General features: G+C 75.3%; 19 protein-coding genes and 1 pseudogene. 6 read left to right on the top strand and 14 right to left on the bottom strand.

Features of this window, described 5'->3' with window-relative positions:
• Positions 1–21: 21 nt before the first annotated feature.
• The 4 genes and pseudogenes from H1D33_RS29055 to H1D33_RS29040 all read right to left on the bottom strand — a co-directional run bounded on the left by H1D33_RS29055 (position 22) and on the right by H1D33_RS29040 (position 5,689).
• Positions 22–3,488: pseudogene (locus tag H1D33_RS29055) on the bottom strand (ATP-dependent helicase).
• 229 nt (positions 3,489–3,717) lie between these two features.
• Positions 3,718–3,978, bottom strand: a complete 261-nt coding sequence (locus tag H1D33_RS29050; RefSeq protein ID WP_307755276.1) for a hypothetical protein — start codon at positions 3,976–3,978, stop codon at positions 3,718–3,720.
• Positions 3,979–4,275: 297 nt separating this feature from the next.
• Positions 4,276–4,821 (bottom strand): LOG family protein, encoded by a 546-nt coding sequence (locus H1D33_RS29045; RefSeq protein WP_181570169.1) that lies wholly within the window; start codon positions 4,819–4,821, stop codon positions 4,276–4,278.
• Position 4,822: 1 nt separating this feature from the next.
• Positions 4,823–5,689, bottom strand: coding sequence for an LOG family protein (locus H1D33_RS29040; RefSeq protein ID WP_181570170.1), 867 nt, complete (start codon positions 5,687–5,689; stop codon positions 4,823–4,825).
• A gap of 156 nt (positions 5,690–5,845) precedes the next feature.
• Between H1D33_RS29040 and H1D33_RS29035 the strand changes: the two genes are divergently transcribed.
• Positions 5,846–6,007, top strand: coding sequence for a hypothetical protein (locus tag H1D33_RS29035; protein WP_181570171.1), 162 nt, complete (start codon positions 5,846–5,848; stop codon positions 6,005–6,007).
• Positions 6,008–6,055: 48 nt separating this feature from the next.
• On the opposite strand, the gene dapE is transcribed toward H1D33_RS29035, so the two are convergent.
• The gene (gene dapE, locus H1D33_RS29030) at positions 6,056–7,129 is read right to left on the bottom strand and encodes a succinyl-diaminopimelate desuccinylase (RefSeq protein WP_181570172.1); all 1,074 of its coding nucleotides are present in this window, start codon (positions 7,127–7,129) and stop codon (positions 6,056–6,058) included.
• Between the two features lie 103 nt (positions 7,130–7,232).
• Between dapE and dapD the strand changes: the two genes are divergently transcribed.
• Positions 7,233–8,192 (top strand): 2,3,4,5-tetrahydropyridine-2,6-dicarboxylate N-succinyltransferase, encoded by a 960-nt coding sequence (dapD, locus tag H1D33_RS29025; protein ID WP_181570173.1) that lies wholly within the window; start codon positions 7,233–7,235, stop codon positions 8,190–8,192.
• Between the two features lie 115 nt (positions 8,193–8,307).
• On the opposite strand, the gene H1D33_RS29020 is transcribed toward dapD, so the two are convergent.
• Positions 8,308–11,643, bottom strand: a complete 3,336-nt coding sequence (locus tag H1D33_RS29020) for a S8 family serine peptidase (RefSeq protein ID WP_181570174.1) — start codon at positions 11,641–11,643, stop codon at positions 8,308–8,310.
• A 144-nt stretch (positions 11,644–11,787) separates the two neighbouring features.
• Between H1D33_RS29020 and H1D33_RS29015 the strand changes: the two genes are divergently transcribed.
• Positions 11,788–12,345: a sugar O-acetyltransferase gene (locus H1D33_RS29015; protein ID WP_181570175.1), complete on the top strand. Its 558-nt coding sequence runs from the start codon at positions 11,788–11,790 to the stop codon at positions 12,343–12,345.
• A gap of 96 nt (positions 12,346–12,441) precedes the next feature.
• On the top strand, positions 12,442–15,015 hold the full coding sequence (locus tag H1D33_RS29010) for a hypothetical protein (protein ID WP_181570176.1): 2,574 nt from the start codon (positions 12,442–12,444) through the stop codon (positions 15,013–15,015).
• Positions 15,016–15,142: 127 nt separating this feature from the next.
• Here H1D33_RS29010 and H1D33_RS29005 read toward each other — a convergent pair whose 3' ends face one another.
• The 3 genes from H1D33_RS29005 to H1D33_RS28995 are packed head-to-tail and all read right to left on the bottom strand — an operon-like array spanning position 15,143 to position 17,462.
• Complete coding sequence (locus tag H1D33_RS29005) at positions 15,143–15,790, bottom strand: nucleoside/nucleotide kinase family protein (protein WP_181570177.1); 648 nt, start codon at positions 15,788–15,790, stop codon at positions 15,143–15,145.
• A complete protein-coding gene (locus tag H1D33_RS29000; protein WP_181570178.1) occupies positions 15,790–16,431 on the bottom strand; it encodes an SIMPL domain-containing protein in 642 nt (213 codons plus the stop codon). Before H1D33_RS29000 ends, H1D33_RS29005 begins: the two co-directional genes overlap by 1 nt.
• Positions 16,432–16,436: 5 nt before the next feature.
• Entirely contained in the window at positions 16,437–17,462 is a 1,026-nt protein-coding gene (locus tag H1D33_RS28995) for a prephenate dehydrogenase (RefSeq protein ID WP_181570179.1), read from the bottom strand.
• Between the two features lie 304 nt (positions 17,463–17,766).
• On the opposite strand from H1D33_RS28995, the gene H1D33_RS28990 reads away from it, so the two are divergent.
• Positions 17,767–19,608 carry a M48 family metallopeptidase gene (locus H1D33_RS28990; protein WP_181570180.1) on the top strand — a complete coding sequence of 614 codons (1,842 nt, stop codon included), beginning with the start codon at positions 17,767–17,769 and terminating at the stop codon, positions 19,606–19,608.
• A gap of 45 nt (positions 19,609–19,653) precedes the next feature.
• On the opposite strand, the gene dapC is transcribed toward H1D33_RS28990, so the two are convergent.
• Complete coding sequence (gene dapC / locus H1D33_RS28985; RefSeq protein WP_281370512.1) at positions 19,654–20,763, bottom strand: succinyldiaminopimelate transaminase; 1,110 nt, start codon at positions 20,761–20,763, stop codon at positions 19,654–19,656.
• The gene (gene fdxA, locus H1D33_RS28980) at positions 20,760–21,086 is read right to left on the bottom strand and encodes a ferredoxin (RefSeq protein WP_007464872.1); all 327 of its coding nucleotides are present in this window, start codon (positions 21,084–21,086) and stop codon (positions 20,760–20,762) included. Before fdxA ends, dapC begins: the two co-directional genes overlap by 4 nt.
• A 79-nt stretch (positions 21,087–21,165) precedes the next feature.
• Here fdxA and H1D33_RS28975 point away from each other — a divergent pair, with 79 nt between their 5' ends.
• Positions 21,166–22,116, top strand: a complete 951-nt coding sequence (locus tag H1D33_RS28975; protein ID WP_181570182.1) for a GNAT family N-acetyltransferase — start codon at positions 21,166–21,168, stop codon at positions 22,114–22,116.
• 1 nt (position 22,117) lies between these two features.
• On the opposite strand, the gene H1D33_RS28970 is transcribed toward H1D33_RS28975, so the two are convergent.
• From H1D33_RS28970 to mshB, 3 genes are all read right to left on the bottom strand, one after another.
• Positions 22,118–22,582: a hypothetical protein gene (locus tag H1D33_RS28970; RefSeq protein ID WP_181570183.1), complete on the bottom strand. Its 465-nt coding sequence runs from the start codon at positions 22,580–22,582 to the stop codon at positions 22,118–22,120.
• An 85-nt stretch (positions 22,583–22,667) separates the two neighbouring features.
• On the bottom strand, positions 22,668–23,165 hold the full coding sequence (locus H1D33_RS28965; RefSeq protein WP_414685460.1) for a hypothetical protein: 498 nt from the start codon (positions 23,163–23,165) through the stop codon (positions 22,668–22,670).
• A complete protein-coding gene (gene mshB / locus H1D33_RS28960) occupies positions 23,162–24,085 on the bottom strand; it encodes an N-acetyl-1-D-myo-inositol-2-amino-2-deoxy-alpha-D-glucopyranoside deacetylase (protein WP_181570184.1) in 924 nt (307 codons plus the stop codon). Before mshB ends, H1D33_RS28965 begins: the two co-directional genes overlap by 4 nt.
• Positions 24,086–24,164 lie beyond the last annotated feature (79 nt).

The raw sequence follows: 24,164 nt of genomic DNA, 5'->3' as shown, positions 1-24,164 counted from the left end.
TCCTCGTTCGGCTCCGCGCGCTCACGGCTGACTCTCCGGGGGCGGCTCGACCACCTGGCGACCCTGGCCGGAGACCGGGCAACTGGTGCGTACCGGGCAGACCCGGCACTTCGCGTTGGCCACGGCGGCGAACGTGGAGGCGGCCATCGTGTCGGCGGTCCGGCGGACCAGCGCGGTCGCCCAGCCGGCCTCCGGGCCCTCCCCGGCGGCGGCCTGGGCCTGCTCCCGGGCGTCCTTGGCGCCGGTGCCGAGCTGCACCAGCGCCGCGCCACCCGACTCCTCGCCGAACTCCGCGAACCCGCCCGCCTCGACCGCCGCCTGGTAGGCGCCGAGCTGCGGATGCTCGGCGACCTCCCGCTCGGTGACCGCGGTGGACTTGCCGGTCTTCAGGTCGATCACCACGAGCCGACCCTCCGCGTCGACCTCCAGCCGGTCGACCCGGCCGGTCAGCTCGATCGGCCGGGTCGGGTCGTCCAGGCGGACCGCGAACTCGTGCTCGATGGCGAGCAGCCGGCGCGGGTTGCCGGCCAGCCAGCGCAGCAGCTTGTCGACCATCGCCTCGGCGCGCTGCCGTTCCGGGCCCACCATCCAGCGGGCGGCCAGCTCGATCGCGTCGAACCGGGCGGCCACGTACTCCAGCAACGCCTCCCGGTCGACGCTCGCGTCCTCGGCCAGCATGGCGGCGGCGTGCACCAGGTTGCCGACGCCCTGCGCCGCGCTGGCCGGCCCGCTGCCGCCGTGCCGTTCCAGCAGCCAGCGCAGGCTGCACCGCATCGCGCTCTCCATGGCCGACGGGGTGACCCGCACCGGCTCGCCGTCGTCGACGAGCGGCCGGTCGTCGGAGAGGCCGCGCAACCCCCACCAGTCGTCCGGGTGCGCGCCGGGCACCCCGGCGGCGGCCAGCCGGGCCAGCTCACCCGCCGCCGCGCGCCGCCTGGTGATCGGCGCCGCCGGGTCGGTGATCGCGGTACGCAGCTCCGCCACCAGCGCGGACAGGGTGAGCCCGCGCGGCGGCAGGGTCACCGGCAGCGCGCCGGGCGGCCCGTCCTGGGGTGCTCGTCGCCGTGCGGCACCGGCCCGTCCCCCGCCGGTTCCCCTTCGGCCGGTCCCCCGCCGGCCGCGACCCGGTCCCGACCCGTCCCGGCCGGGTCCACGCCGGGCCCGTCCGGGTCGGCGCCGTCCACGCCGCGCCCGTTCGGAGCGGTGCCGTTCGAACCGGCGCCGTCCGGGTCGGTGCCGTTCGGAGCGGTGCCGTTCGGAGCGGTGCCGTTCGGAGCGGTGCCGTTCGAACCGGCGCCGTCCGGGGGTGGCGGGGCGGTGCCGCGCGCGCCGGTGGCGGGCGGGTCGCCGGCGGCCAGCTCGTGCAGGAAGCGGCTCGGCTGCTCCTCGTGGTCGTCGCCGCCGACCGCCGCCGAAGCGACCGCGGTGACCAGCAGCCGGCGCCGGGCCCGGCTGACCGCGACGTGGAACAGCCGTCGTTCCTCGTCCAGCAGCGCCGACGTCTGCCCGACCAGGCTGGCCCGCAGCCCGGCCCCGTCGGCCCGACCGGCGAGCACGTCGACCAGCCGCTCGGAGCCGAGCAGGCTGCCGCGCAGGCGCAGGTCCGGCCAGACGCCCTCCTGCACCCCGGCGACGGCGACCAGGTCCCACTCCAGGCCCTTGGCCGCGTGCGCGGTCAGCAGGCGGACCGCGTCGCCCCGGTCGGCCGCGGCGGCGAGCGTGTCGGCCGGCAGCTCCTGGCCGAGCACGTGATCCAGGAAGACCTCGGTGCGCGCGCCCGGCAACCGGTCGACGAACCGGGCCGCCGCGTCGAAGAGCACCAGCACGGCGTCCAGGTCGCGGTCGGCGGCCTCGGCCCGCCAGCGCTGGGCCGTCTCGTGCTCACCGGTGGCCGCCCGGCCCCGGGTGATCGCCCCGGCCCAGCGCTCGGCCAGGCCGCTCTCCCGCCAGAGGGCCCAGAGCACGTCCTCCACGGTCGCGCCGGGGGTGCCGGCGGCCTGCCGGGCGGTCGACAGCAGGTGCGCCACGGCCTGCGCGGGCGCGGCCCAGCGGCGCTCGATGGTGGCCAGCTCGGCCGGGTCGCGCAGCGCCTCCACCAGCAGCTCGCCGGAGGGACGGCGGTCGCCGCCGGCCAGCGCGAGCGCCCGCAGCCCCTGTCGCAGCCGCCGCTCGGCCAGCGGGTCGGCACCGCCCAGCGGGGAGTGCAGCAGCGCGACGGCCGCCTCCTCGTCCAGCCGGTCGGTGTCGAGCGCGCAGCGGAGCAGGAGCAGCAGCGGAGCCACCGCCGGCTGGAGGTGCAGCGGCAGGTCCTCGCCGTGCACCACGGTGGGCACGCCGGCGGTGTGCAGGGCGCGCCGCAGCGACGGGAGCTGCCGCCCGGTGGACCGGACCAGCACCGCCATCCGGGACCAGGGCACCCCGTCGAGCAGGTGCGCCTCGCGCAGCGCGTGGGCCAACCAGGCGGACTCGCTGGTGGCCGAGCGGAACGTGCGGACCTCGACCGCGCCGGCCGGCGCGTCCGGCAGCGGGCGCAACCGCCGGTGCGCCGCCGGGCCACGGAGCCGGCGGGCCAGCCGGGCGGTCGCCGCCAGCAACTCCGGCCCGGCCCGGTAGGAGGTGGTCAGCGTGACCTGGGCGGCCGGCGCGCCGGAGGCGGTGCGGAAGCGGTGGCCGAACGTGGCGACCGCGGCCGGGTCGGCGCCGCGGAAGGCGTACGTGGAGGAGTCCGGGTCGGCGAACGCGACCAGGGACTTGCCGCCGCCGGCCACCACGGCGAGCAGGTCCACCTGGGCCGGGTCGGTGTCGGCCAGCTCGTCGACGTAGATGTGGGTGAGGCGGCGGCGCTCGGCGGCGAGCAGCTCGGGGTCGTCGAGCAGCATGCCGGTGGCGGCCCGCACTAGCTCCGCCGGGTCGTACGCGATCGAGCCCCGGTTGCTCACGTCGCGCAGCGCGAGCACGGCGACGTACTCCCGGAGGAAGCGCGCGGCGGCCGGCCAGTCGTCGCGGCCCAGCTTCTCGCCCAGCCGGGCCAGCTCGACCGGGCCGACGCCCCGCTCGGCGGCCCGCATCAGCAGGTCGCGGAGCTGCTGGGCGAACGCCCGGGTGCGCAGCGCGGGAAGCAGGTCCTCCGGCCAGCCGACCGGGTCGTCGCCGGGCTCCCCGCCGACCACGTCGAGCAGTTCGCGGATGATCAGATCCTGCTCGGGGCCGGTGAGCAGTCGCGGCGAGGGCTCGCCCCGCTCGGCGGCGGCGCGGCGGAGCAGCCCGAAGGCGTACGCCGGGAAGGTGCGGACCAGCGGCTCGCGGACCACGCGGTGCCCGTCGCCGGCGATCCGCGCCTCGATCCGCCGGCGCAGCTCGGTGGCGCCCCGCCGGCCGAAGGTGAGCACCAGGACCCGCTCCGGGTCGACGCCCTCGGCCACCCGGGCGGCGACCGCCTCGACCAGGGTGGTGGTCTTCCCGGTGCCGGGCCCACCCACGACCAGCATCGGCCCGCCGGTGTGCGCGACGACCTCGGCCTGCGCCGGGTCGGCCCGACGCCGCCCGCCCGTGGCCCGCTCGTCCGTGGCCCGCCCGTTCGTGGCCCGCCCGGTCGCGGCCCGCCCGTCCGTGGCCCGCCCGGTCGCGGCGGGAGCCGGGACGACATCGCCCGGTGGAGATGCGGCGGCTGGCCCTGGGTGCGCGGCATCGCCCGCCGACCCCCGGATCGCGGCTCCGTCACGGCCGGCCCATCGGACCGGCCCACCCCTGCCCCGCCCCGGCGTCGTGGGTGACCCCCGCCCCCGCACCGCCGGGCCGGCGCACCAACCGGTACGCCTGCATCACGGACATCCCACCACGCCGGTACGACACCCGGAAACCGACGCCGTCCGGCGCGCCGCAGCTCACCGGACAGCAGGAACGGCCGCCACCCGGCGATCCGCCCGGCCGGCAGACGCGCTCGCCGTGCCCCGAGCGCCGGTCATCCAGGACGCCCACCGCCAGCAGACTCGGGACGCGCGCGGGCCAGCACCTCGGGCCGCACCCGAAGTCCCAGCAGACACCCATGCCGTTCCACCCGTCCGCCCCGCGCGCCATCAGTGGAACGGCATGGGTGTCAAACGGGGCCTGAGGCACCCATGCCGTTCCCCCACCCGGTCCGCAAGCGGTGAGTGGAACGGCATGGGTGCCAGGCGACGGGGAGGGCGGAGGGCGGAGGGTGGAGGGTGGAGGGCAGCGCAGGGCAGAGGGCTGGGGCGCGGAGGGCGGAGTGCCGCGCGGGGCGAGGGGGGAGCGTCAGGTGAGACGGGCGTCCAGGAGGTCCAGCGCGGCGGGGACGCTGTCGGCGACCATCAGCAGGTCGAGCCCGGCCGGCTTGAGGAAGTGGCGATCGGCCAGCGTGGTGAGCCAGTCGAGCAGCGGCCGGTAGAACCCGTCGGCGTCGACCAGCACCATCGGCTTGGCGTGCAGGGTCAGCGTGGCGGTGGTCCACACCTCGAACAGCTCGTCGAGCGTGCCCAGGCCGCCGGGCAGCGTGACGAACGCGTCCGACTTGTCGACCATCAGCGTCTTGCGGCTGGCCATCCCGTCGGTGACGAGCAGCTCGTCGGCGGCCAGGTCGGCGACCTCCAGGTCGACCAGGGCCTGCGGGATGACGCCCAGCGTGCGACCGCCGGCCGCACGCGCGCCGTCCGCCAGCGCGCCCATCATCCCGACGCAGCCACCGCCGCTGACCAGCGTGTGCCCGCGCCGGACCAACTCGGTGCCGGTCTCGGTGGCCAGCGCCAGCCAGCGGGCGTCGAGGGTACGGGAGGACGCGCAGAACACGCAGACGTTGGCCATGTCAGCGTGACCCGGCCGGGCCCTCGGGCGCGGCCTCGGCGGCGGCCTGCTGGTCGGCGGCGACCCGGGCGACCGCCTCCTCGCGGACCGCCTCCTGCTCGGCGGAGAGCACCGCCTCGGCCTCCACGATGTGCCGGACCGCCTCGTTGACGTCGTCGGTGACGCAGATCAGGTCGAGGTCGCCCGGCCCGATCTTGCCCTCGGCGGCCATGGTGTCGCGCAGCCAGTCGAGCAGGCCGCCCCAGTAGTCCACGCCCATCAGCACGACCGGGAACCGGGTCACCTTGCCGGTCTGCACCAGGGTGAGCGCCTCGAAGAGTTCGTCCATGGTGCCGAAGCCGCCGGGCAGCACCACGAACGCCTGGGCGTACTTGACGAACATGGTCTTGCGGGCGAAGAAGTAGCGGAAGTCGATGGCGAGGTCGACCCAGTCGTTGAGGCCCTGCTCGAACGGCAGCTCGATGCCGAGCCCGACGGAGAGGCCGCCGGCCTCGCCGGCGCCCCGGTTGGCGGCCTCCATCACGCCCGGCCCGCCACCGGTGATGACCGCGTAGCCGGCCCGGGCCAGCGCGCCGCCCAACTCCTCGGCCAGCCGGCACTCGGGGCTGTCCGGCTTGCTGCGGGCCGAGCCGAAGACGCTGACCGCGGGCGGCAGGTCGGCGAGCGTGTCGAACCCCTCGACGAACTCGGACAGGATCCGCAGGGCCCGCCAGGCGTCCTTGGTCTTCCAGTCGCTGCGTCCTCGGGAGTCGAGCAGCCGCTGGTCCGCGGTGCTGGTCGGGATCGCCCGGTTGCGCAGCGTGACCGCTCCCCGGTGCCGCTCCATCCGCGGCCCCTGGTCAGCCGGCCTGCCGCTGCTCTCACTCATGGGGCCACCGTAGTGGAGCGGCAGCGACACGGCGCGCGGGCCGGCGAGCCGGAGAAAATCTTTGCGATCAAGGCAACTAATTCGCTCGCTGGTACGTCTTACTATTCACATACCCGGTATGCCCGGGGGACGCGCCTTCGGGGGAGGAGCCAGCGTTTGATCAGCAACAGCGAGATGATCCGGATCCGCCGGCAGATGCAGCGGCGGATCCACGATGTGGTGGCCGAGCGCCGCCGTGCCCGGATGGCGGAGGCGCACCGCGCCGAGCCGACCGGCGGGACCGACGAGGCGGACACGCCGCTGACCACGAGCGTCTGAGCGATCCGGGGCCCGCGGGGCCGGCGCGGGCCCCGGATCATCGGTACGTCAGGCCGAGGCGAGCCAGCGGTGCAGGGTGGCCGCGCCGTCCCGGATCTTGGTCAGCTCGACGTGCTCGTCCTTGTGGTGGGCCAGGTTCGGGTCACCGGGTCCGAAGTTGAGCGCCGGGATCCCCATGGCCGCGAACCGGGCCACGTCCGTCCAGCCGAGCTTGCCGATCGGCGCCGCCCCCACCGCGGCCAGGAACTCCTGCGCGGCCGGGTTGTCCAGCCCCGGGGCCGCGCCGGCCGCCGCGTCGGTGACCCGGAAGTCGAAGCCGGCGAACACCTCACGCAGGTGGGCCTCCGCGCCGGCCGGGTCACGGTCCGGGGCGTACCGGTAGTTGATCTCGATCTCGCAGAGGTCGGGGATCACGTTGCCGGCCACCCCGCCGTGGATCCCCGTCGCGTTGAGGCCCTCGCGGTAGTCGCAGCCCTCGATGGTCACCCGACGGGCCTCGTACGCGCCGAGGCGGCGCAGCACCTCCCCGGCGCCGTGGATGGCGTTCACCCCGTGCCAGGACCGGGCCGCGTGGGCCCGCTCGCCGTGCGTGCTGACGATCGCCCGCATGGTGCCCTGGCAGCCCGCCTCGACGATCCCGTAGGTGGGCTCCAGCAGCACCGCGAAGTCGGCCTCCAGCCACTCCGGGTGGCTCTCCCCCACCAGGGTGAGGCCGTTGAAGCGCGACTCGATCTCCTCGGCCTCGTAGAAGAGGTAGGTGACGTCGTAGCGCGGGTCGGGCAGCGACACGGCCAGGTGCAGGGCGAACGCCACGCCGGACTTCATGTCCGAGGTGCCGCAGCCGTACATCAGGTCGCCGCGCATGGTGGACGGGAAGTTGCCGTTGAGCGGGACGGTGTCCAGGTGGCCGGCGAGCACCACCCGCTGCGCCCGGCCCAGCTCGGTGCGGGCCATCACGGTGTTCGAGTGCCGATAGGTGCGCAGGTGCGGTACGCCGCGCAACACCTCCTCGACGCAGTCGGTGATCGCCTTCTCGTTGAGGGACACCGACTCGATGTCGACCAGGGCACGGGTCAGCGCCACCGGATCGGCCAGGACCTCGGGGGTCAACGGGTTCTGCATGTCTCGCACGGTACCGTCATCCTCGGTGGGTGCGAGGCACACGTTGCGCGCCCGCGGCCGCGAGCAGCGGCGGACGCCGCCGCCGGAGCAGAGAGGTGTCACCGTGACGTCCGCACCATCCGCCTGGGGCATCGGGCTGGCCACCGTCACCGCCGACGACCAGGTGCTCGACACCTGGTACCCGACCGGCAAGCTGGGTCTCGGCGAGTTGCCCCTGGTGCCCGGGGAGGACCAGGCCGACGTGCTGGACCTGCCGCCGGGCGCGATCGGCGAGCGGGCGCTGCCCGGCCTGCGCACCGTCGAGGTGACCACGGTGATCGGCTCGCTGGACGACCCGATCAAGGACGCCGCCGACGCGTACCTGCGGTTGCACCTGCTCTCCCACCGCCTGGTGCGGCCCAACGAGCTGAACCTCGACGGCGTCTTCGGCAAGCTGGCCAACGTGGCCTGGACCTCGGCCGGGCCGTGCCCGCCGGAGCGGGTGGACGAGCTGCGCGTCATCGAGCGGGCCGCCGGCCGCCACCTGGCCGTCTACGGGGTGGACAAGTTCCCCCGGATGACCGACTACGCGGTGCCCTCCGGGGTGCGCATCGCCGACGCGGACCGGGTCCGGCTCGGCGCGCACCTGGCCGCCGGCACCACCGTGATGCACGAGGGCTTCTGCAACTTCAACGCCGGCACGCTGGGCACCTCGATGGTCGAGGGGCGGATCGTGCAGGGCGTGGTGGTCGGCGACGGCTCCGACGTCGGCGCGGGCGCCTCGATCATGGGCACGCTCTCCGGCGGTGGCACCGACAAGGTGCGCATCGGCGAGCGCAGCCTGGTCGGCGCGAACGCCGGCATCGGCATCTCGCTCGGTGACGACTGCGTGGTGGAGGCGGGCTGCTACGTCACCGCCGGTTCCAAGGTCACCCTGCCGGACGGGCGGGTGGTCAAGGCCCGCGAGCTGTCCGGCGTGGACGGGCTGCTGTTCTGGCGCAACTCGGTGACCGGCGCGCTGGAGGCCCGACCCCGCACCGGCCGGGGCATCGAGCTGAACGCCGCCCTGCACGCCAACGACTGACGTTCGCCGCGGGGAGTGAGCCGGGCTTGCGAGCCGCGCAGTCGCGAACATGAACGGCACTGACGACCCGTCCGGGTCCGCGGCCTGACATCGCCGCGGACCCGGACGGTCGGACTCACCGCAGGCGGTACGCCTGGATGATCCGCTGGGTCACCGTGTTGCCGGCGTCGTCACGGGCGGCGGCCCGCAGCGACACGTAGCCGGGCCCGGCCGGGTGCCGGACGGTGGCGGTCCAGCCGGCGCCCTGCTTCTTCAGCGTCGCCTTCCGCCAGGTCTTCCCGCCGTCGTAGGAGACGTCGACGGTGAGCGCCGCGACCGTGCCGGACGGCGCGCCGGGCTGGCGTTGCACCGTCACCGGGACGGTGAACGTCCGGCCGGCCGGCGCGGTGCCGTCCACCGAGAGCGACGGGGCGAACCGGACCGCCATCGCGGGCAGCCGGGCGGGCGTGTCACCCGGCACCCGCTTCGAGCGGAACGTCCAGCTCGCCGAGACCTCGGTGCTCAGGTCGGTGAAGCTGCGCGTCGCCAGCGTGTCGACCCGGTAGTTCGCGACACCCGGCGGCGCCTCGAACTCGCCGTACCCCGGTGCGTCGACCTCGGCGACCAGCTTGCCGTTGCGGTAGAGCGCGGTGCGTGCGGTGTCGGTGAGCGAACCGCCCGAATGCCCGGCCGCGTCGCTGAAGACCGGCAGCGCGACCACCACCCGGTTCCCGGCGCGGGTGATGCCCTGCTCCGGCCAGCGTGGCTGCGGGAACGACGGGCCGTACGGCGCGTTGTTCCAGTTCTCGGTGTAGTGGTGGCCGGCCCGGTAGCGGATCGGCCCGTCCTCCAGGATGGCCTGGTAGTCGAGCCAGCCCTCGGGCGCCCGCGTGCCGAAGTCCAGCTCGGCGTTCCAGCGGGTGCGGGCGGTGCTGACGTGCTCGATGCGCTTCCCCGGCACCTGGACCGGCAGGATGATCGCCGAGGCGCCCAGGTTGTAGTCGGGTTCCGGGTAGACGATCCGCTCGTTCTCCAGGCCCGGGTAGCCGTTGGCGAACCGGCTCGTCACGTGGGCCAGGTCGGCCGGCTGGTAGTGCCGGACGAAACCGGTCGGGAACCGGCCGGGGAACACCTCGCTCAGCGCGTAGAAGTAGGGGCTGCGTTCCGGCGCCTTCACGTCGGCCCACTGGCTGGCCAGCGATCCGACGAAGAGCTTGTCGGACACGGTGCGTCCGAGCTGGGCCGAGTAGAGGCCGTCGAAGCTGTCCGTCCAGAGCCCGAAGCCGGCCTGGAACTCGTCGCTGAACCAGGTGGCCCCGAAGTCGATCAGCAGCGGCGCCGCGCCGCGCTGCGGCACGGTGCTGCGGACCGGCTTTGCCCGCCGGGCGTCCAGGTCGAGGCGCTGGTGGCCCTTCACCACCAGCTCCGGCTGGGTCAGCACGGAGATCTCCGTCCAGCGCTCCTCGTCGCTCACGAAGAGCAGGCTCTGCACGCCGTACCGGCCCTTGGGCACCCGGATGGTGGCCGTCCCGTCGGCGTCGATCACGTCTCGGGTCGCGCCGTCGTCGAGCCCGAGCAGGGTGGTGTAGAAGTCACCGGTGAGCGCGCCGGACCGGTTGCGGTGGGTGATGGTCAGGTCGTAGCTCTCCACCTCGCGGTTGACCGCCAGCGGGGTCACCGCGACGGTGTCGCCGGACCGGGCGGTCAGCCGGCCGGTCCAGTAGCCGTCGACGCCGAGCCGGGTGTCCACCACGACGGTCACCTGGGCGGTGCCGCCGGCCGGGACGGTGAGCCGGGTCGCGCTGAGGGTGATCATGCCGGCCGGCGCGGACCGCCCGCCCGGGCCGGTGAACCCGGCGCCCAGGTCGAGCGTGAGCGCGGCGGCACCGCTGTTGCGGTAGGTGACGGTCTTGCTGATCGGCTTGTCGTCGGAGTGCGGCCAGAGGGCGGTGCCGAAGGAGACCGACGGCGGTTCGCTGGTCACCTGCTCGGTGATCGCGTGAGCCACGTCGACCCGGCCGGCGCCCTGCTGGAACGCGGTCTGGTCGGGGTGCGGCCGGGCCGAGGCCATCAGCGTGGCCTTGTAGCGGCCCGCGTTCCAACCGGGGTGCTGCTGGGCGATCAACGCCACCGCGCCGGCCACGTGCGGGGCCGCCATCGAGGTGCCGGAGAGGGCGACGTACCTGTCCCCCACCGGGTCGCCGATCTGGCCGTGGGCGGCCCTGGCGGCCACGATGTCCACGCCCGGTGCGGTGATGTCCGGCTTGATGGCCCCGTCGCCGACGCGCGGCCCGCGGCTGGAGAAGTCGGCCAGGTCGTCGTTCCGGTCGACGGCGCCGACCGACAGCGCGGCGTCGGCCGTGGACGGCGAGCCGACCGAGCCGTCTGCGCCGTCGTTGCCGGCGGAGATCACGAAGAGCGTTCCGGTCTGCGCGGTGAGCGTCTCGACCGCCTGCTCCAGCGGGTCGACCTCCGGGGTGTCCCATCCGCCCAGGCTCATGTTGATCACGGTGGCGTGCTGCTCGGCGGCGGCCCACTGCATGCCGGCCAGGATCGCCGAGTCGGTGCAGCCGAACTCCTCGCAGACCTTCCCGGACAGCAGCGTGGCGTCCGGGGCGACACCCCGGTACTTGCCGCCCGAGGCGGCGCCGCTGCCGGCGATGATGGAGGCGACGTGGGTGCCGTGCCCGACGATGTCGTCCGGGTTCGCCTCCTCGCTGAAGTTGCGCGACTCGGCGACCTTGCCGGCCAGGTCCGGGTGGGTGAGGTCGACGCCGGTGTCGAGCACCGCGACCTTCACCCCCTTGCCGGTCCAGCCGGCGGCCCAGGCGGCCGGCGCGCCGATCTGCGGCACGCTGTGGTCCAGTGTGAGCTGCCGCCGGCCGTCCAGCCAGATCCGGTCGACACCCCCCGCCGCGTCGAGCCGGGCTCCGGAGCGGTCCGCGCCGACGGCCCGCCAGAGCGCGCCCGCGTCGGACTTGGCCGCGGTGAGCGCCGCGCCGCCGATCGCCGGCAGGTCGCGGGTCACCCGGGTGCCGGCGAGCGGGGCCGCCGCCCGCCGGGCCACCCCCGGGCGGTACGACACCAGCAGCGGCGTGCTGTCGCGGTGCGCGTCGTCGTAGCCGGCCGCGATCAGCCCGGTGACGTTGAACAGGCGCGGGTCGAGCCGGCCGGAGCGGACCAGTGGCAGCGCGTCCTGGGGGACCACGCTCAGGCCGGTCTTCTCGCGGCGGACCAGGAACTGGAGTTCGGCGCGCCCGGCGCCGGGGCGTACCGCCGCGCGGTTGCCGTCGGCGACGGTGACCTGGTCGCCGGTGATCAGGGTGACGGTGGTGGGACGGCTGGCCGGCCCGGTGCGGGCGGGCGTGCCGGTCGGGGCCGCCGGGGCGGCGGCGTGTGCGGGCACCGGCAGGCCGAGTGCCAGGCCCAGGGTGAGGCCGAGTGCGGCCAGTTTTCTGCGGTTCCGGGGCAACCTTTTCTCCTCCGTGCGGCGTCATCATCGATGAGAGACACATCGACGCGGGTTATCAGAATTACATACCGGGTATGCAACGGGAAGTCACCATTCCGACGCAATCGGTTCCATCCCACCGGTCGAACCCGGGATGATCCCCCGATGACCTCCATGAAGGACCGGATGCTGGCCGGCGAGCCGTACCTCGCCGACGACCCCGCGATCGCCGCCGACCTGGACCGCGCCGCCCGGCTCACCGAACGCTTCAACCGCAGCTCCGCCGACGACCCGCAGGGGCGCGTCGCCGCGCTGCGGGAACTGCTCGGCACGCTCGGCGAGGACGCCTGGGTCCGGCCGCCCTTCCACTGCGACTACGGCTACCAGACCCACATCGGGCCCCGCAGCTTCGTCAACTTCAACGCGGTCTTCCTCGACGTCGCCCGGATCACCGTCGGCGCGGACGTCCAGATCGGACCGAACGTGCAACTGCTCACCGCCACCCACCCGGTGGAGCCCGAGGCCCGGCGGGCCAAGTGGGAGGCGGCCCAGCCGATCACCATCGGCGACAACGTCTGGCTCGGCGGCGGCGCGATCGTCCTCGCCGGGGTGAGCATCGGCGACAACACGGTGGTCGGCGCCGGCGCGGTGGTGACCCGCGACCTGCCCGCCAACGTGGTGGCGGTGGGTAGCCCCGCCCGCCCGGTCAGATCCCTGGAATAACCACCTGAGCTGCGAAAACAACTCCTTCGGGGGGATGCGGATTCAGGAATCAGCGTGCACTCTGGGTAGTGAGATGCTCACTCTGGGGAGGCCGCGATGGAGCGCGTGCTGGAACTACGGGTCCACGGGGTCTCGAACACCCCACCGGATCAACTGCTGGGTCTCGACCCCGGAGCGGGAGCCGGCGGCACACCACCGGACCTCGTGGCCGGCGGGCAGGTGACCGGTTTCTACCGCTCGGCCACCGCTGCGCGGGACGACCCGATCAGCGTCGAGGCGTACAGCTGGGGGAAGTTGACCTCCGGCGCGCGGACCCGGCGGGACGTCGAACGCGCCCTCTGGACGCTGCTGCTGCCCTTCGCCCTGGCCAACGTCGCGCTGCACGCCCGCGCCGGCATCCCGGCGGACCCGGACCGGGAGCGCTGGGCCAGCCGGTCCGGCATCACCGCCTGGCTCATCCGCCTGTTCTGCCTGAGCCTGACCTGCACCCTGGTGATCACCGTGACCGGGATCGGGGTGGACCTCGTCGGCTGGCAGTGCGTGAGCCGGGAGTGCCTCGGCCAGATCCCCGGACCGTGGGAGTTCCTCGGCGACCCGTGGTGGCGGGCGGGCGCCCGCACGCTGGCCCTCGGGCTGCTGCTGCCGCTGCTCGTGCTGGCCGCCATCGGCGTGCTCGCCTGGCGCACCTACCAGTACGAGGCGGAGATGCCCGCCGAGCCGCGCCACCGGCCCACCGGCCACGAGGACGAGCCCGCCGAGCCGCCCGAGCGGCTGGAGAACCCGCTGCAGGACCCGACGTTCTGGAACGGGGAGGGCCAGCTACGCCGGGCCGCCGTGTTGCACCTGTGCACCGGGGCGGTGGTCGCCGCCGCCGTGCCGGTCGCCGCGGTGCTCATCATGGATCCGCCGCGCGGCCTGCGGGCCGCCGTCGCCTGGCCCACCGTGCTGCTGTTCGCCACCGTGGTGACCATCGCCGTGATCGCGGTGGGCCGCCCGTGGCTCAGCCGACGCCAGGGCGCCACCCCGCTGGGCCGGTGGAGCGTCGCGGTGGCGGCGTGCACCGGGCTCGGGCTGCTCGGCACGTTCGTCCTCCTGCTGCTCCCCGACGGGCCGGCCGGCGCGCCGCTGGCCACCTACCGACTGCCCGTCGGGTGCGCCACCGCTCCGGACCTCGCCGGCTGCGACACCGTGCGACCGCTACCCGGCTACGAGACCGCGCTGGCCTGGCTGGTCACCTACCAGGTGCTGCTGCTGGTGGCCATCGGCGCCGCCAACCGCTCCGGCCGGCGGGCGCTGGTCGGGCCGGTGATCGCCGGCGCGCTGCTGCCGCTCGCGGTGGTCTGGATCGAACGCGGCCTGCCCGGCCTGCCCGCTGCGCCGGCCGGGCTGCACACCTGGATGCTCGTCGGCCCGGCCATCGCGGTGGCTGTCGCCGGGCTGCTGCTGCCCCGGCTCCGACCCGCCGTGCCGACCCAGCCACTCGGCGCGTACACCGGTCTGGCCTGGCACGGATGCGCGCCGGCGGTCATCGCCGGCTTCGGCTGGATGATGGCCGTCGCCTACTGCGCCGGGCTGCTCTACTGGGTCAGCGAACGACTGGCCGGTCCGGGCGAGCCCGGCGACCCGGGCCGGGTGGCGCCACCGCTCGCCGTCTTCTGGGCCGGGCTGGCCTGCGTGATCGGCCTGCTCACCCTGCTCGGGCTGCTGCTGCGGGTCGCGGTCCTGCTGCGCGGCCTGCGCCGTGCCGAGTACGCCGGACTGACCGCCGGTGGCGGCCTCTCCGCGCACGACAGGCGCCGCTGCCGCGACGTCAGCACCTACCGGGCGCTGCACCGGCTGGTGGGCGAGCACGCCGTCCGGTTGCTCGGCTGCTACGCGGCCGTGTCCGCGGTCCTGATCACGCTCTGCTGCGCCGCCGCGCTCTCCGGGCACCGGCCCGACCCGCTCTCCCCCGCCGGCTGGCAGACCGTGATCCACTGGACCGCCGACCTCGGTGACGCGGTGCTCGGCTGGCTGCCGGTGGTGACCAGCGCGCTCGGGTTGCTCGTCTACCGCACCGACTCGGTACGCCGCTCGGTCGGCGTGATCTGGGACGTGTGCACGTTCTGGCCCCGGGCCGCGCACCCGCTCGCCCCGCCCAGCTACGCCGAGCGGGCCGTGCCGGAACTCCAGACCCGGGTGGCCGGCCTGCTGGCGCTGCCGCCGCACCACCCGGACCGGATGGACGGCGTGATCCTCTCCGGGCACAGCCAGGGCACCGTCATCTGCGCCGCGGTGCTGCTGCAACTGCCCCGCCGCTGGCGCCGGCGGACCTGGTTCTTCTCCTACGGCTGCCAGCTCACCCGCCTCTACGGCCGGGTCTTCCCGTCCTACTTCGGACCGGAGCGGCTGCGCACGCTGGCCCGGGCGGTCACCTGGCCCGACGGGCACGTCGCCTGGACCAACTTCTGGCGGGACACCGACCCGCTCGGCTGGCAGGTCAGCGCCGGGCAGCGGGACGTGCCGGTGACCGACCCGGAGGCGCTGCACCCGTCCGGTGGGGAGGTGGCCGACCCGCCCATCCGCAGCCACAGCGGCTATCCGGAGGCGGTCGAGTTCGCCCGCGAGCGGGCCGTGGTGGCCCGCCTGCTGCGCCGAAGCGTGCCGTCACCGCGCCCCGGAACCGGCTGACCGCGCCCGGCCCGGGATCCGGCTGGACCGTGCCCCGGCCGGCGCGATCGGCCCCAGCGCGATCGGCCTGGCGCGATCGGCCCGGCGCGATCGGCCCGGCGCGATCGGCCCGGCGCTCGCCGGCCGGTCAGCCCGGTGGCGGCTCGGCCAGCCGGACCACCAGGTCGGCGTGCGCGGCGGTGCCGGTGACCAGCCGGGCGTTCTCCTCGTCGCTGCCGCGCGCCCAGGCGCGAGCCTGCTCCGGCGACTTCCCGTAGGCCTCGTGCCGGGCGGTCAGGCGGCGCAGCCGCAGCTCGGCGTCCAGGTCGAGGAACCACGCCTGGTGCAGCAGCGAACGCACCTCCTCCCACGGGTCGTCCCGCAGCAGCAGGTAGTTGCCCTCGGTGACGACCAGCCGCACCTCGGGCGGCACCTCGATCGCGCCGGCCACCGGCTCCTCCAGGTCACGGCGGAACTCCGGCGCCCACACCGAGGTCGGCTCCAGCCGGCGCAACCGGCGCAGGGTGGCGACGAAGCCGTTCACGTCGAACGTGTCCGGCGCGCCCTTGCGCGCCGCCCGACCCAGCCGGGCCAGCGCCGAACCGGCCAGGTGGAAGCCGTCCATCGGCACCAGCCGGGCGACCGGGCCGACCCCGGCGACGACCCGCTCCGCCAGGGTGGACTTGCCCGCGCCGGGCGCGCCGGCGATGCCGAGCAGTTGCCGCGGGCCGTCCTCGGCGAGCGCCCGCGCCCGGGCGACCAACTCGTCCAGCGCGAGCACCTCGGCCGGCGGCATCAGCCGAGCACCGGCTCGCTGATGGTGAACCGCGCCTCGACCGCCGCCTGCACCGGCTGCGGCGCCGGATCCAGCTCCAGCTCCGGCACGGACTCGCCGGAGCGGGCGTACGCCGCCTTGGCGAACATCGGCGGGGCCGCGGTCAGGCCGGTGTCGGCCAGCTCGCGCAGCGCGGTGACGCGGGCGCCGAGCGCCTCGGCGTACTCCCGGGCGCGGGCCAGGGCGTCGGCGATCGCGGCGTGCCGCGCCTCCCGGTAGGCCGGGCTGTCCGGCCGCAACGACCACACCGGACCGGCCACCTCGACCTGCTCCTGGTCGGCCAGGCGGAGCATCAGCTCACCCAGCGAGGTGAAGTCGGTGACCGTGACCGTGGTGCCGACGCTGCCCTGCCAGGCCACCACGCGGTCACCCGACCGCTTCGTCACCGGCCAGACGTTGACCTGGCCGGTCTCCCGCCGCTCCACCGCCGGTTCGGCCGCGTCGAGCAGCGCCCGCACCGCGGCGGCCCGCTCGGCCAGCCGGGTCAGCGTGGTCTCGCGATCCCGGTCCCGGACGGTCGCGGTCACCGTGAAGCGGGCCAGCTCGGGAGCGACCTCCCGGTAGGCCTCGCCGCGTACCGCCACGACCGGTGCGTCCGCCATGCCGCTCAGCCTAACGGCGGAGCGCCCGGCAGGTGCGCGGTGTATCCGACCGCGCCGTCGGTCACCCGGCACCCGGTCAGGTGGCCCCCCGCCGCGCCCACCTCGCGCAGGTAGGCCAGCTCGACCGCGGGGTCGGCGCCGGCCGGGAACTCCCGCCGGTGCGCGGTGAACGTGCGGCCCCGCAGCGCCTCCCGCGCCGTACGCGCCTCGGCCAGCCGGCCGGCCAGCGCGCCGGCGTCACCGGCGCGCAGCGCGCCGGCCAACTCGTCCAGGAACACGCCCACCTCGGCCAGCTCGGCCAGCACCCGGTCCCGGTTGCCGAGCAGCATGTTCGCGGTCCGCTCGGGCGGCCCGCCGGCGACCCGGGTCCCGTCGGAGAAGCTGCCGGCGGCCAGCGCCAGCACCGCGTCCCGCAACGCCGAGCGCTGCACCGCGCCGGCCAGCGCGCCGGCCAGCAGGTGCGGCAGGTGCGAGGCGAGCGCGGCGGCGGCGTCGTGCTCCGGGGCCGACATCGGCACCACCCGGGCGTGGAAGACGTCGACCAGCAGCGCGGCGAGCCGGCGGAACGGGTCCACCCCGGTCGGCCCCGGGCACAGCACCCAGGCCGCGCCGTCCAGCAGCTCCGGGCCGGCCGCGCCCAGGCCGGCCCGGTCGGCGCCGGCCATCGGATGCCCCGGCACGAACCGGTGCCCCAGCCCCTGCGCGGTGGCGGCGGTGGCCACCTCCGCCTTGACGCTGCCCACGTCCGTCAGCACGCACCCGTCGTCGGTGGCGGCGGCCACCCGGGCCAGCATGGCGGGCAACGTGGGCAGCGGGCCGCAGACGAACACCACGTCCCGGCCGGCGACCGCCGCCTCGACCTCGTCGGGGGCCTCGATGCCCCGCCGGCCCACCTGCCGCCGGGCGGCCGGGTCCGGATCCCAGGCGGCGACGTCGAGCCCCGCGTCGCGGAGCCGGAGCAGCACCGAACCACCGATCAGCCCGGTGCCGACCACCGCCGCGCGTGCCAGCCCGCCGGCCTCGCCCACCATCGGTCCACCTCGGCGTCCGCGTCGTCGGCGGAGCCCGGGCGGCCCCGCGGGAAGTCCCGCCGAGGATATCGCCCCACCCGCCGAGGCCGGGTTGTAAGGCGGGGGCCCTTCTTAACACCTCGCGTTAAGCGGGGACCCCGCCTCTACCGGAAGCGTTAAGCGGGGGCCCCGCCTTACGGATCGACGGTGGAGATCGATTCGGCCGGACGGGGGATGTCCGGGTTGGGGGCGCGTCGTACGGTCCTCCGGCGGCTCGACCGGACCCACCGGTCGGGCCTTCGTCAACGGGGGAAGAGGGACACACATGTCCGCGACGTACCGGGCGCTCGCCTCGGTGGTCATGTTGATCGGTTTCTACGTCGTCGCGCTGCTCCAGCTCGCCGCCGTGGTCGCGCTCGGGGTCTGGCTGTTCGGCCACACCAACGGCGTGGTCACCGGAAAGCTGCTGCTGCCGCTGGTGGTCGCGCTGGGCGCGGTGGGCGTCGGGATGTGGAAGGCGATCCGTACGAAGAACGAACCCGCGCCCGGCCTGGTCCTGGACGAGCGGGCGGCGCCGGGGCTCTGGGCCACGGTGCGCGAGCTGGCCACCGCGGTCGGCACCCGGGCGCCGGACGAGATCCGGCTGGTCCCGGAGGTGAACGCGGCGGTCGGCGAGCAGAGCCGGCTGCTCGGCCTGGTCGGCGGCCGGCGCACGCTCTACGTCGGGTTGCCGCTGTTGCAGGCCATGCGGATCGACCAGCTCCGCTCGGTGCTCGCCCACGAGCTGGGCCACTACTCCGGCCGGCACACCCGCCTCGGCGGGGTGGCCTACCGGGGCCGGCTGGCCATCGGGGAGACGATCGAGCGGATCAGCCCGCGCAACCCGATCGGCTGGGTGTTCAAGGGCTACGCGCTGCTCTACCTGATGGTGGACAACGCCGCCTCGCGTCGCCAGGAGCTGGAGGCGGACCGCGCGTCGGTGGCGCTCGCCGGCACCGAGGCGGCCACCTCGGCGCTGCGTACGCTGCCGGCGCTGGACGCCGCCTGGGCCTTCTACATGCGCCGCTACGTCGAGTCGGGCTGGTCGGCCGGGCTGGCCCCGGACGACCTCTTCGGCGGCTTCGCGCAGTTGCTCGACGCCCGCCGCGACGAGATCGACGCGTTGCGGGAGAACGCGCCGGAGCGCGAGCCGTCCCGCTGGGACACCCACCCGCCGATCGGCGTGCGGGTCGCCGCGATGACGGCCGCACCCGCCACCGGGCCCGGGGCGGACGAGCGGCCGGGACGGACGCTGCTGGCCGACGTGGCCGGCGCCGGCCGCCACCTCCAGTCGCTGGTGGTCGCGCACGGCTCCCGGCGGGTGCTGCCGTGGCCGGAGTTCGTCGCCGAGTCGGTGGCGGCCGGCGTGCAGCGGCAGGCCGACGGCATCTACCGGGCGGCCGGCCGGTTCACCGGCACCCCCTCCCCGGGCCTGCCGACGGTGCTGGAGCTGGTCCGGTCCGGCCGGCTCGGTGAGTTCGCCGAGCAGTTCTTCGACGGCGCCACCCGCAAGGAGGCGGCGGCCGCGTTCGCCGGCCCGATGGAGACGCTGCTGGACAACGCGGCGGTCCGCTCCGGCCGGGCCCGCTGGGAACTCTCCTGGACCGGCCCGGCGCGGCTGGTCGGGCCGGACGGCGAGCCGTGGGACCTGGCCGACGTGGCCGAGCTGGCGGTCGCCCCGGCGAGCGTGGACGAGGCGTTGGCCCGACTGGCCGAGCGGGGCGTCGACGTCGCCGGCGCCACCGTCGTGCAGTCCCGAGCCTCGGCCCGGAACGCCGACCTGATCGCCGGGCTGGCCAACATCAAGATCGACGGCCGGGAGCACGACGTGCTGGTGCTCGACAACGGCCTGGTGCTGATCGCCGACCCGGGCAAGGCCGGCGAGGGCGAGAAGCGGCTGACCGCGCTCGTCGGCTCGGTGCCGGTCGCCGACCTGGCCGCCCGCCACCCCTACCTGCCGTACGAGGAGATCACCTCGGTGGAGGTGCGGCGGGAGGTGCCGCTGAAGGCCACGCTGACGCTGTTCGACGGCCGGACCGTGCAGATGCAGGAGCTGATGGCCAGCGAGTTCCTGGAGAAGCGCAGCCGGGACACGCTGCTGACGGTGTTCCGGCGGATCAACGGCTGAGCCGCGCCGGCCGCCGGCCCTGCTCCGGGGCCGACGGTCGGCGTGTCAGGACTCGGCGAGCCGCCCGGCCACCGCGTCGACGTGTGCGTCGGACTCGGTCAGCGCCACCCGCACGTGCCGGGCGCCGGCCGGGCCGTAGAAGACGCCGGCGGCGACCAGGATGCCGCGCCGGGCCAGCCAGTTGACGGTGTCCCAGCAGTCCTCGTCGCGGGTCAACCAGAGGTAGAGCCCGGCCTCGGAGTGCTCGACGGTGAAACCGGCGGCGGTGAACGCGGCCCGCAGCGTCTCCCGCCGGGCCCGGTAGCGCTCCCGCTGGGCGTCGGCGTGCGCCTGGTCGGCGAGCGCGGCCACCATGGCGGCCTGCACCGGGGCCGGCACGATCATGCCGGCGTGCTTGCGCACCTTGAGCAGCTCGGCCGTCAGCGCCGGGTCGCCGGCCACGAAGCCGGCCCGGTAGCCGGCGAGGTTGGAGCGCTTGGAGAGCGAGTGCACCGCCAGCACGCCCGCGTACGAGCCGCCGCAGACCTGCGGCGAGAGCACCGAGACGGGCTCGGCGTCCCAGCCCAGCGGCAGGTAGCACTCGTCGCTGGCGACCACCGCGCCGCGCTCCCGGGCCCAGTCGACCACCTTGCGCAGGTGGGCGGCGGGCAGCACCCGCCCGGTCGGGTTGCCGGGCGAGTTGACCCAGACCAGGCGGACCCGGGGGTCGGGGCCGAGCGCGGTCAGCGAGTCGGCGCGCACCACCGTGGCGCCGGCCAGCCGGGCCCCGTCCTCGTAGGTCGGGTAGGCGACCGACGGCACCACGACCACGTCACCCGGGCCGAGCCCGAGCAGCGTGGGCAGCCAGGCCACCAGCTCCTTGGAGCCGATCGTGGGCAGCACGCCGAGCCCGTCGACGCCCGCGCCGCAGGCCCGGGCCACCCAGGCCGCGATGGCGTCCCGCAGGGCGGGCGTGCCGGCGGTCAGCGGATAGCCCGGCGCGTCCGACGCGTCGGCGAGCGCCTGCCGGATCAGCGGCGGCACCGGGTCGACCGGCGTGCCCATCGAGAGGTTGATGAGACCGCCCGGGTGCGCCGCGGCCGTGGCGGCCGCGGCGTCCAGCGTGTCCCAGGTGAACTCGGGCAGCCGCGCCGAGACCGGCGTGGGCCGGCTCAGTGGCCCTCGCCGCGCGGCGGCTGCGCGGCGACGAAGGTGGCGTCCTTCTCCACCTTGCCGATCTTCGAGGCGCCCCCGGGCGAGCCCAGGTCCTCGAAGAACTCGTAGTTCGCGCCGGTGTAGTCCTTCCACTGCTCCGGCACGTCGTCCTCGTAGAAGATCGCTTCCACCGGGCAGACCGGCTCGCAGGCACCACAGTCGACGCACTCGTCGGGGTGGATGTAGAGCATCCGGTTGCCCTCGTAGATGCAGTCGACCGGGCACTCCTCGATGCATGCCTTGTCGAGCACATCCACGCACGGCTCGGCGATGATGTAGGTCACCGGTCTTCTCCTCCGCAAGACTCGTCGCGATCATCCGCAACGGTAAGAGCCTAGTATCTCGCCGGGGAGGGGGTCGATCGTGCTCCGACAGCAGGACGTGGGACACCGGATCGTGGTCCGCCGGATTGTGGGGATTCGCGAGGGCCGGCCGCTGTTCACCGACGCGCTCGGCGAGCTGGTCGAGCTGAGCGAGACCCACATCACCCTGGCCACCGACGGCGGGCCGCTGCGCGTACCGGTCGGCGAGGTGCACCGGGCCAAGCGGGTGCCGCCGGCCCGGCGGCCGACCGCCGCGGCCGTCGTCGCGCTGGAGACCGCCGCCGACGAGGCCTGGCCGGCGCCGGTACGCGGGCGGCTCGGCGACTGGCGACTGCGCTCCGCCGCCGGCTGGACCGGGCGGGCGAACAGCGCGCTGCCGATCGGCGACCCGGACCGGCCGCTGCCCGAGGCGCTGGACGCGGTGCAACGCTGGTACGCCGACCACGGCCAGCCGGCGATGGTGAACACGCCGCTGCCGCTGGCCGCCCCGGTCGGCGCGGAGCTGGACGCGCGCGGCTGGACGTCGCGCCCGCCGGTGCTGGTGCAGACCGTCCCGCTGGCCACCCTGACCGCGCCGGCCGACCCGCACCTGCCGCCGGTGACCCTGCCCGGCGCGCCCGCCGACGACTGGCTGGCGGTCGCCGCCGACCGCAAGGGCGGGCTGCCGGAGGCCGCCCGGCACGTGCTCACCGCCGTGGACCGGATCCGCTTCGCCGAGCTGCGGGTCGACGGCCGGCTGCTCGCGGTGGGCCGGGGCACCGTCACCGGCGAGGGCCGGTGGCTCGGCGTGAGCCTGCTCGAGGTGCTGCCGGAGGCCCGCCGGCGCGGGCTGGCCGGCGCGGTGGTGCGCGCCCTGGCCGGCTGGGCCGCGGCCGAGGGCGCCACGCACGCCTTCCTCCAGGTCGAGCAGCGCAACGTCGGCGCGGTGGCGCTCTACCGCCGGCTCGGCTTCACCACCCACCACACCTATCTCACCCGGGTGGCGCCCTGACTCAGCGGCGGACGATCTTGCGGGGCCGGGACTGCTTCAGCTCGGCGTACCGCTTGAGCTGGCGGGACCGGAAGTCCCGGCCGAGCGCGGTGAGGGTCAGGTAGCCGACCAGCACACCGGCCGCGGTGGCCGCGAGATAGAGCCAGATCTGGGCGAAGAAGAGCCCGGCGCCACCGCCGAACGGGTTCTCGCCGACCAGCAACGGGCCGACGAAGACCGTCAGCGCCAGCGCCGCGACCACCGCCAGGGCCAGGTCACCGGCCCAGTGCCCGAGCGGGCGGGCGGCGCCCCAGCGGAACGCGGCGCCGGCCAGGACCAGGCCGATCGCCAGGAACATCACCAGGGAGACCCGGTTGGCGGCGGTGTCGTCGTCCGGGAAGGCGAACCTGATGACCAGCCGCGCCACCACGTTGACCGCGAACAACGCGGCCGCCAGCACACCGACCGCACGCCACCGCTGACCCATCGCACGCCTCCCGCCGTACCGCCCGCCACCGCGGCGGGCCTCTGGCAGGAATGTCTACCACCGTCGCCGGTGCGGCGTCAGCACCTCACCGGGCAGCGGGCGCGGGTGGCGTCACGACGTGCCGGAAGCCGAGCACCGCGAAGGTCACCGCGCCGGTCACGATCAGCGCGAGGCCGAGCACGTTGTCGCCGGCCAGCGCCAGATCGCCCTCGGTGGTGCGGAAGCCGCCCACCACGATCACCAGGAACCACGGCAGCGCGACCAGCGCGACCGCCCACCGGCTGCCCGTCGAGGAGTGCGCGAACCAGCCGAGCAGCACCGTCGAGGCCGCCACCGCGGCGATCCCGGCGACCGCCAGCCCGATGCCGACCAGCGCCTGGGCGCCGCCGGACCGGCCCTGCACCGTCTCCCACGCCCAGGTGGCGAAGATCAGGTCGAGCAGCGCGGCCAGCACGCCGGCCCAGAGGGCCACCACGCCGCCGGCCACCCGCAACACGCGGTCCAGCACCCGCTCCGCCCGGCTCGGCGGGGCGGGTGGCGGCGGCTCGGGCAGGACCGGCACTTCTACGGCGGGCGACGTCACCGGAGACCGGCCGCCGCGACCGGGGCGCGGTCTGGTTCGTCCCGCCCCACCCCGGCGAAGAGGTCGTCCTCCCAGCCGTACCGACCCCGGCCCGGGCCCTTCTCGCCGACCGCGAGCGTGAAGTATTCGACCCCCATGAACTCGGCGCCGAAGTTGCCGGCGATCGCGTAGAGCCAGGAGTTGGCCGGGATCTGGGTGGCGTGCGCGCGCATCGCCGCCTCCTTGGCCGCGTGCTGCTCGGTGGCGTCGATCCGCGCGGCGATCTGCGCGTCCGGGGTGCCGAAGGGCAGCTCCGACGCGTCGTCGATGCCGGCGAACGGATTGTCCGACGACCCGGTGAACGCCTCCAGGCCGGCGTCCAGCACGCTGCGCGGCATGGCCGTCCAGTAGACCTTCGCCGGGGCGATCCCCTCGGCCACGGCCAGCTCCACCGCGCGCATGGCGACCCGGTGCGCCTGGATGTGGTCCGGGTGGCCGTAGAAGCCGTTCGGGTCGTAGGTGACCAGGACCTGCGGCCGGATCTCGCGGATCACCTCGAGAAGCTGCCCGGCGGCGGAGTCGAGATCGGCCCGCCAGAACGCCCGCGGGTGGTCGTTGGTGGCCAGCCCCATCATCCCGGAGTCGCGGTAGCGGCCCGCGCCGCCGAGGAACCGGTGGTCGGTGACGCCGAGCGCGGCGCAGGCGTCGGCCAGCTCGCCGATCCGGTAGCCGCCGAGCTGGTCGGCCTCCGCCGCGGCGAGCCCGGCCAGCGCCGGCACGTGGATCTCGCCCTCCTCGCCCAACGTGCAGGTCACCAGCGTGACGTGGGCGCCGGCGGCGGCGTAGTGCGCCATCGTCGCGCCGGTGCCGATCGACTCGTCGTCGGGATGCGCGTGGACCAGCAGGAGGCGTCGGTCGGGCAGCGTCGTCACGCCCGTCACTCTAACCGGCGGTCCTGCCCCTCGGACGGTCATGCGTCCGCCCAGGTCGGCCACATCACGCCCGACGCCCGCCTACGAT

Origin of the sequence: Micromonospora ferruginea (assembly GCF_013694245.2) — a bacterium.
GTDB lineage: Bacteria > Actinomycetota > Actinomycetes > Mycobacteriales > Micromonosporaceae > Micromonospora > Micromonospora robiginosa.
The sequence above is the reverse complement of the archived record's forward strand: the minus strand, read 5'-3'. Positions and strand labels throughout refer to the sequence as shown.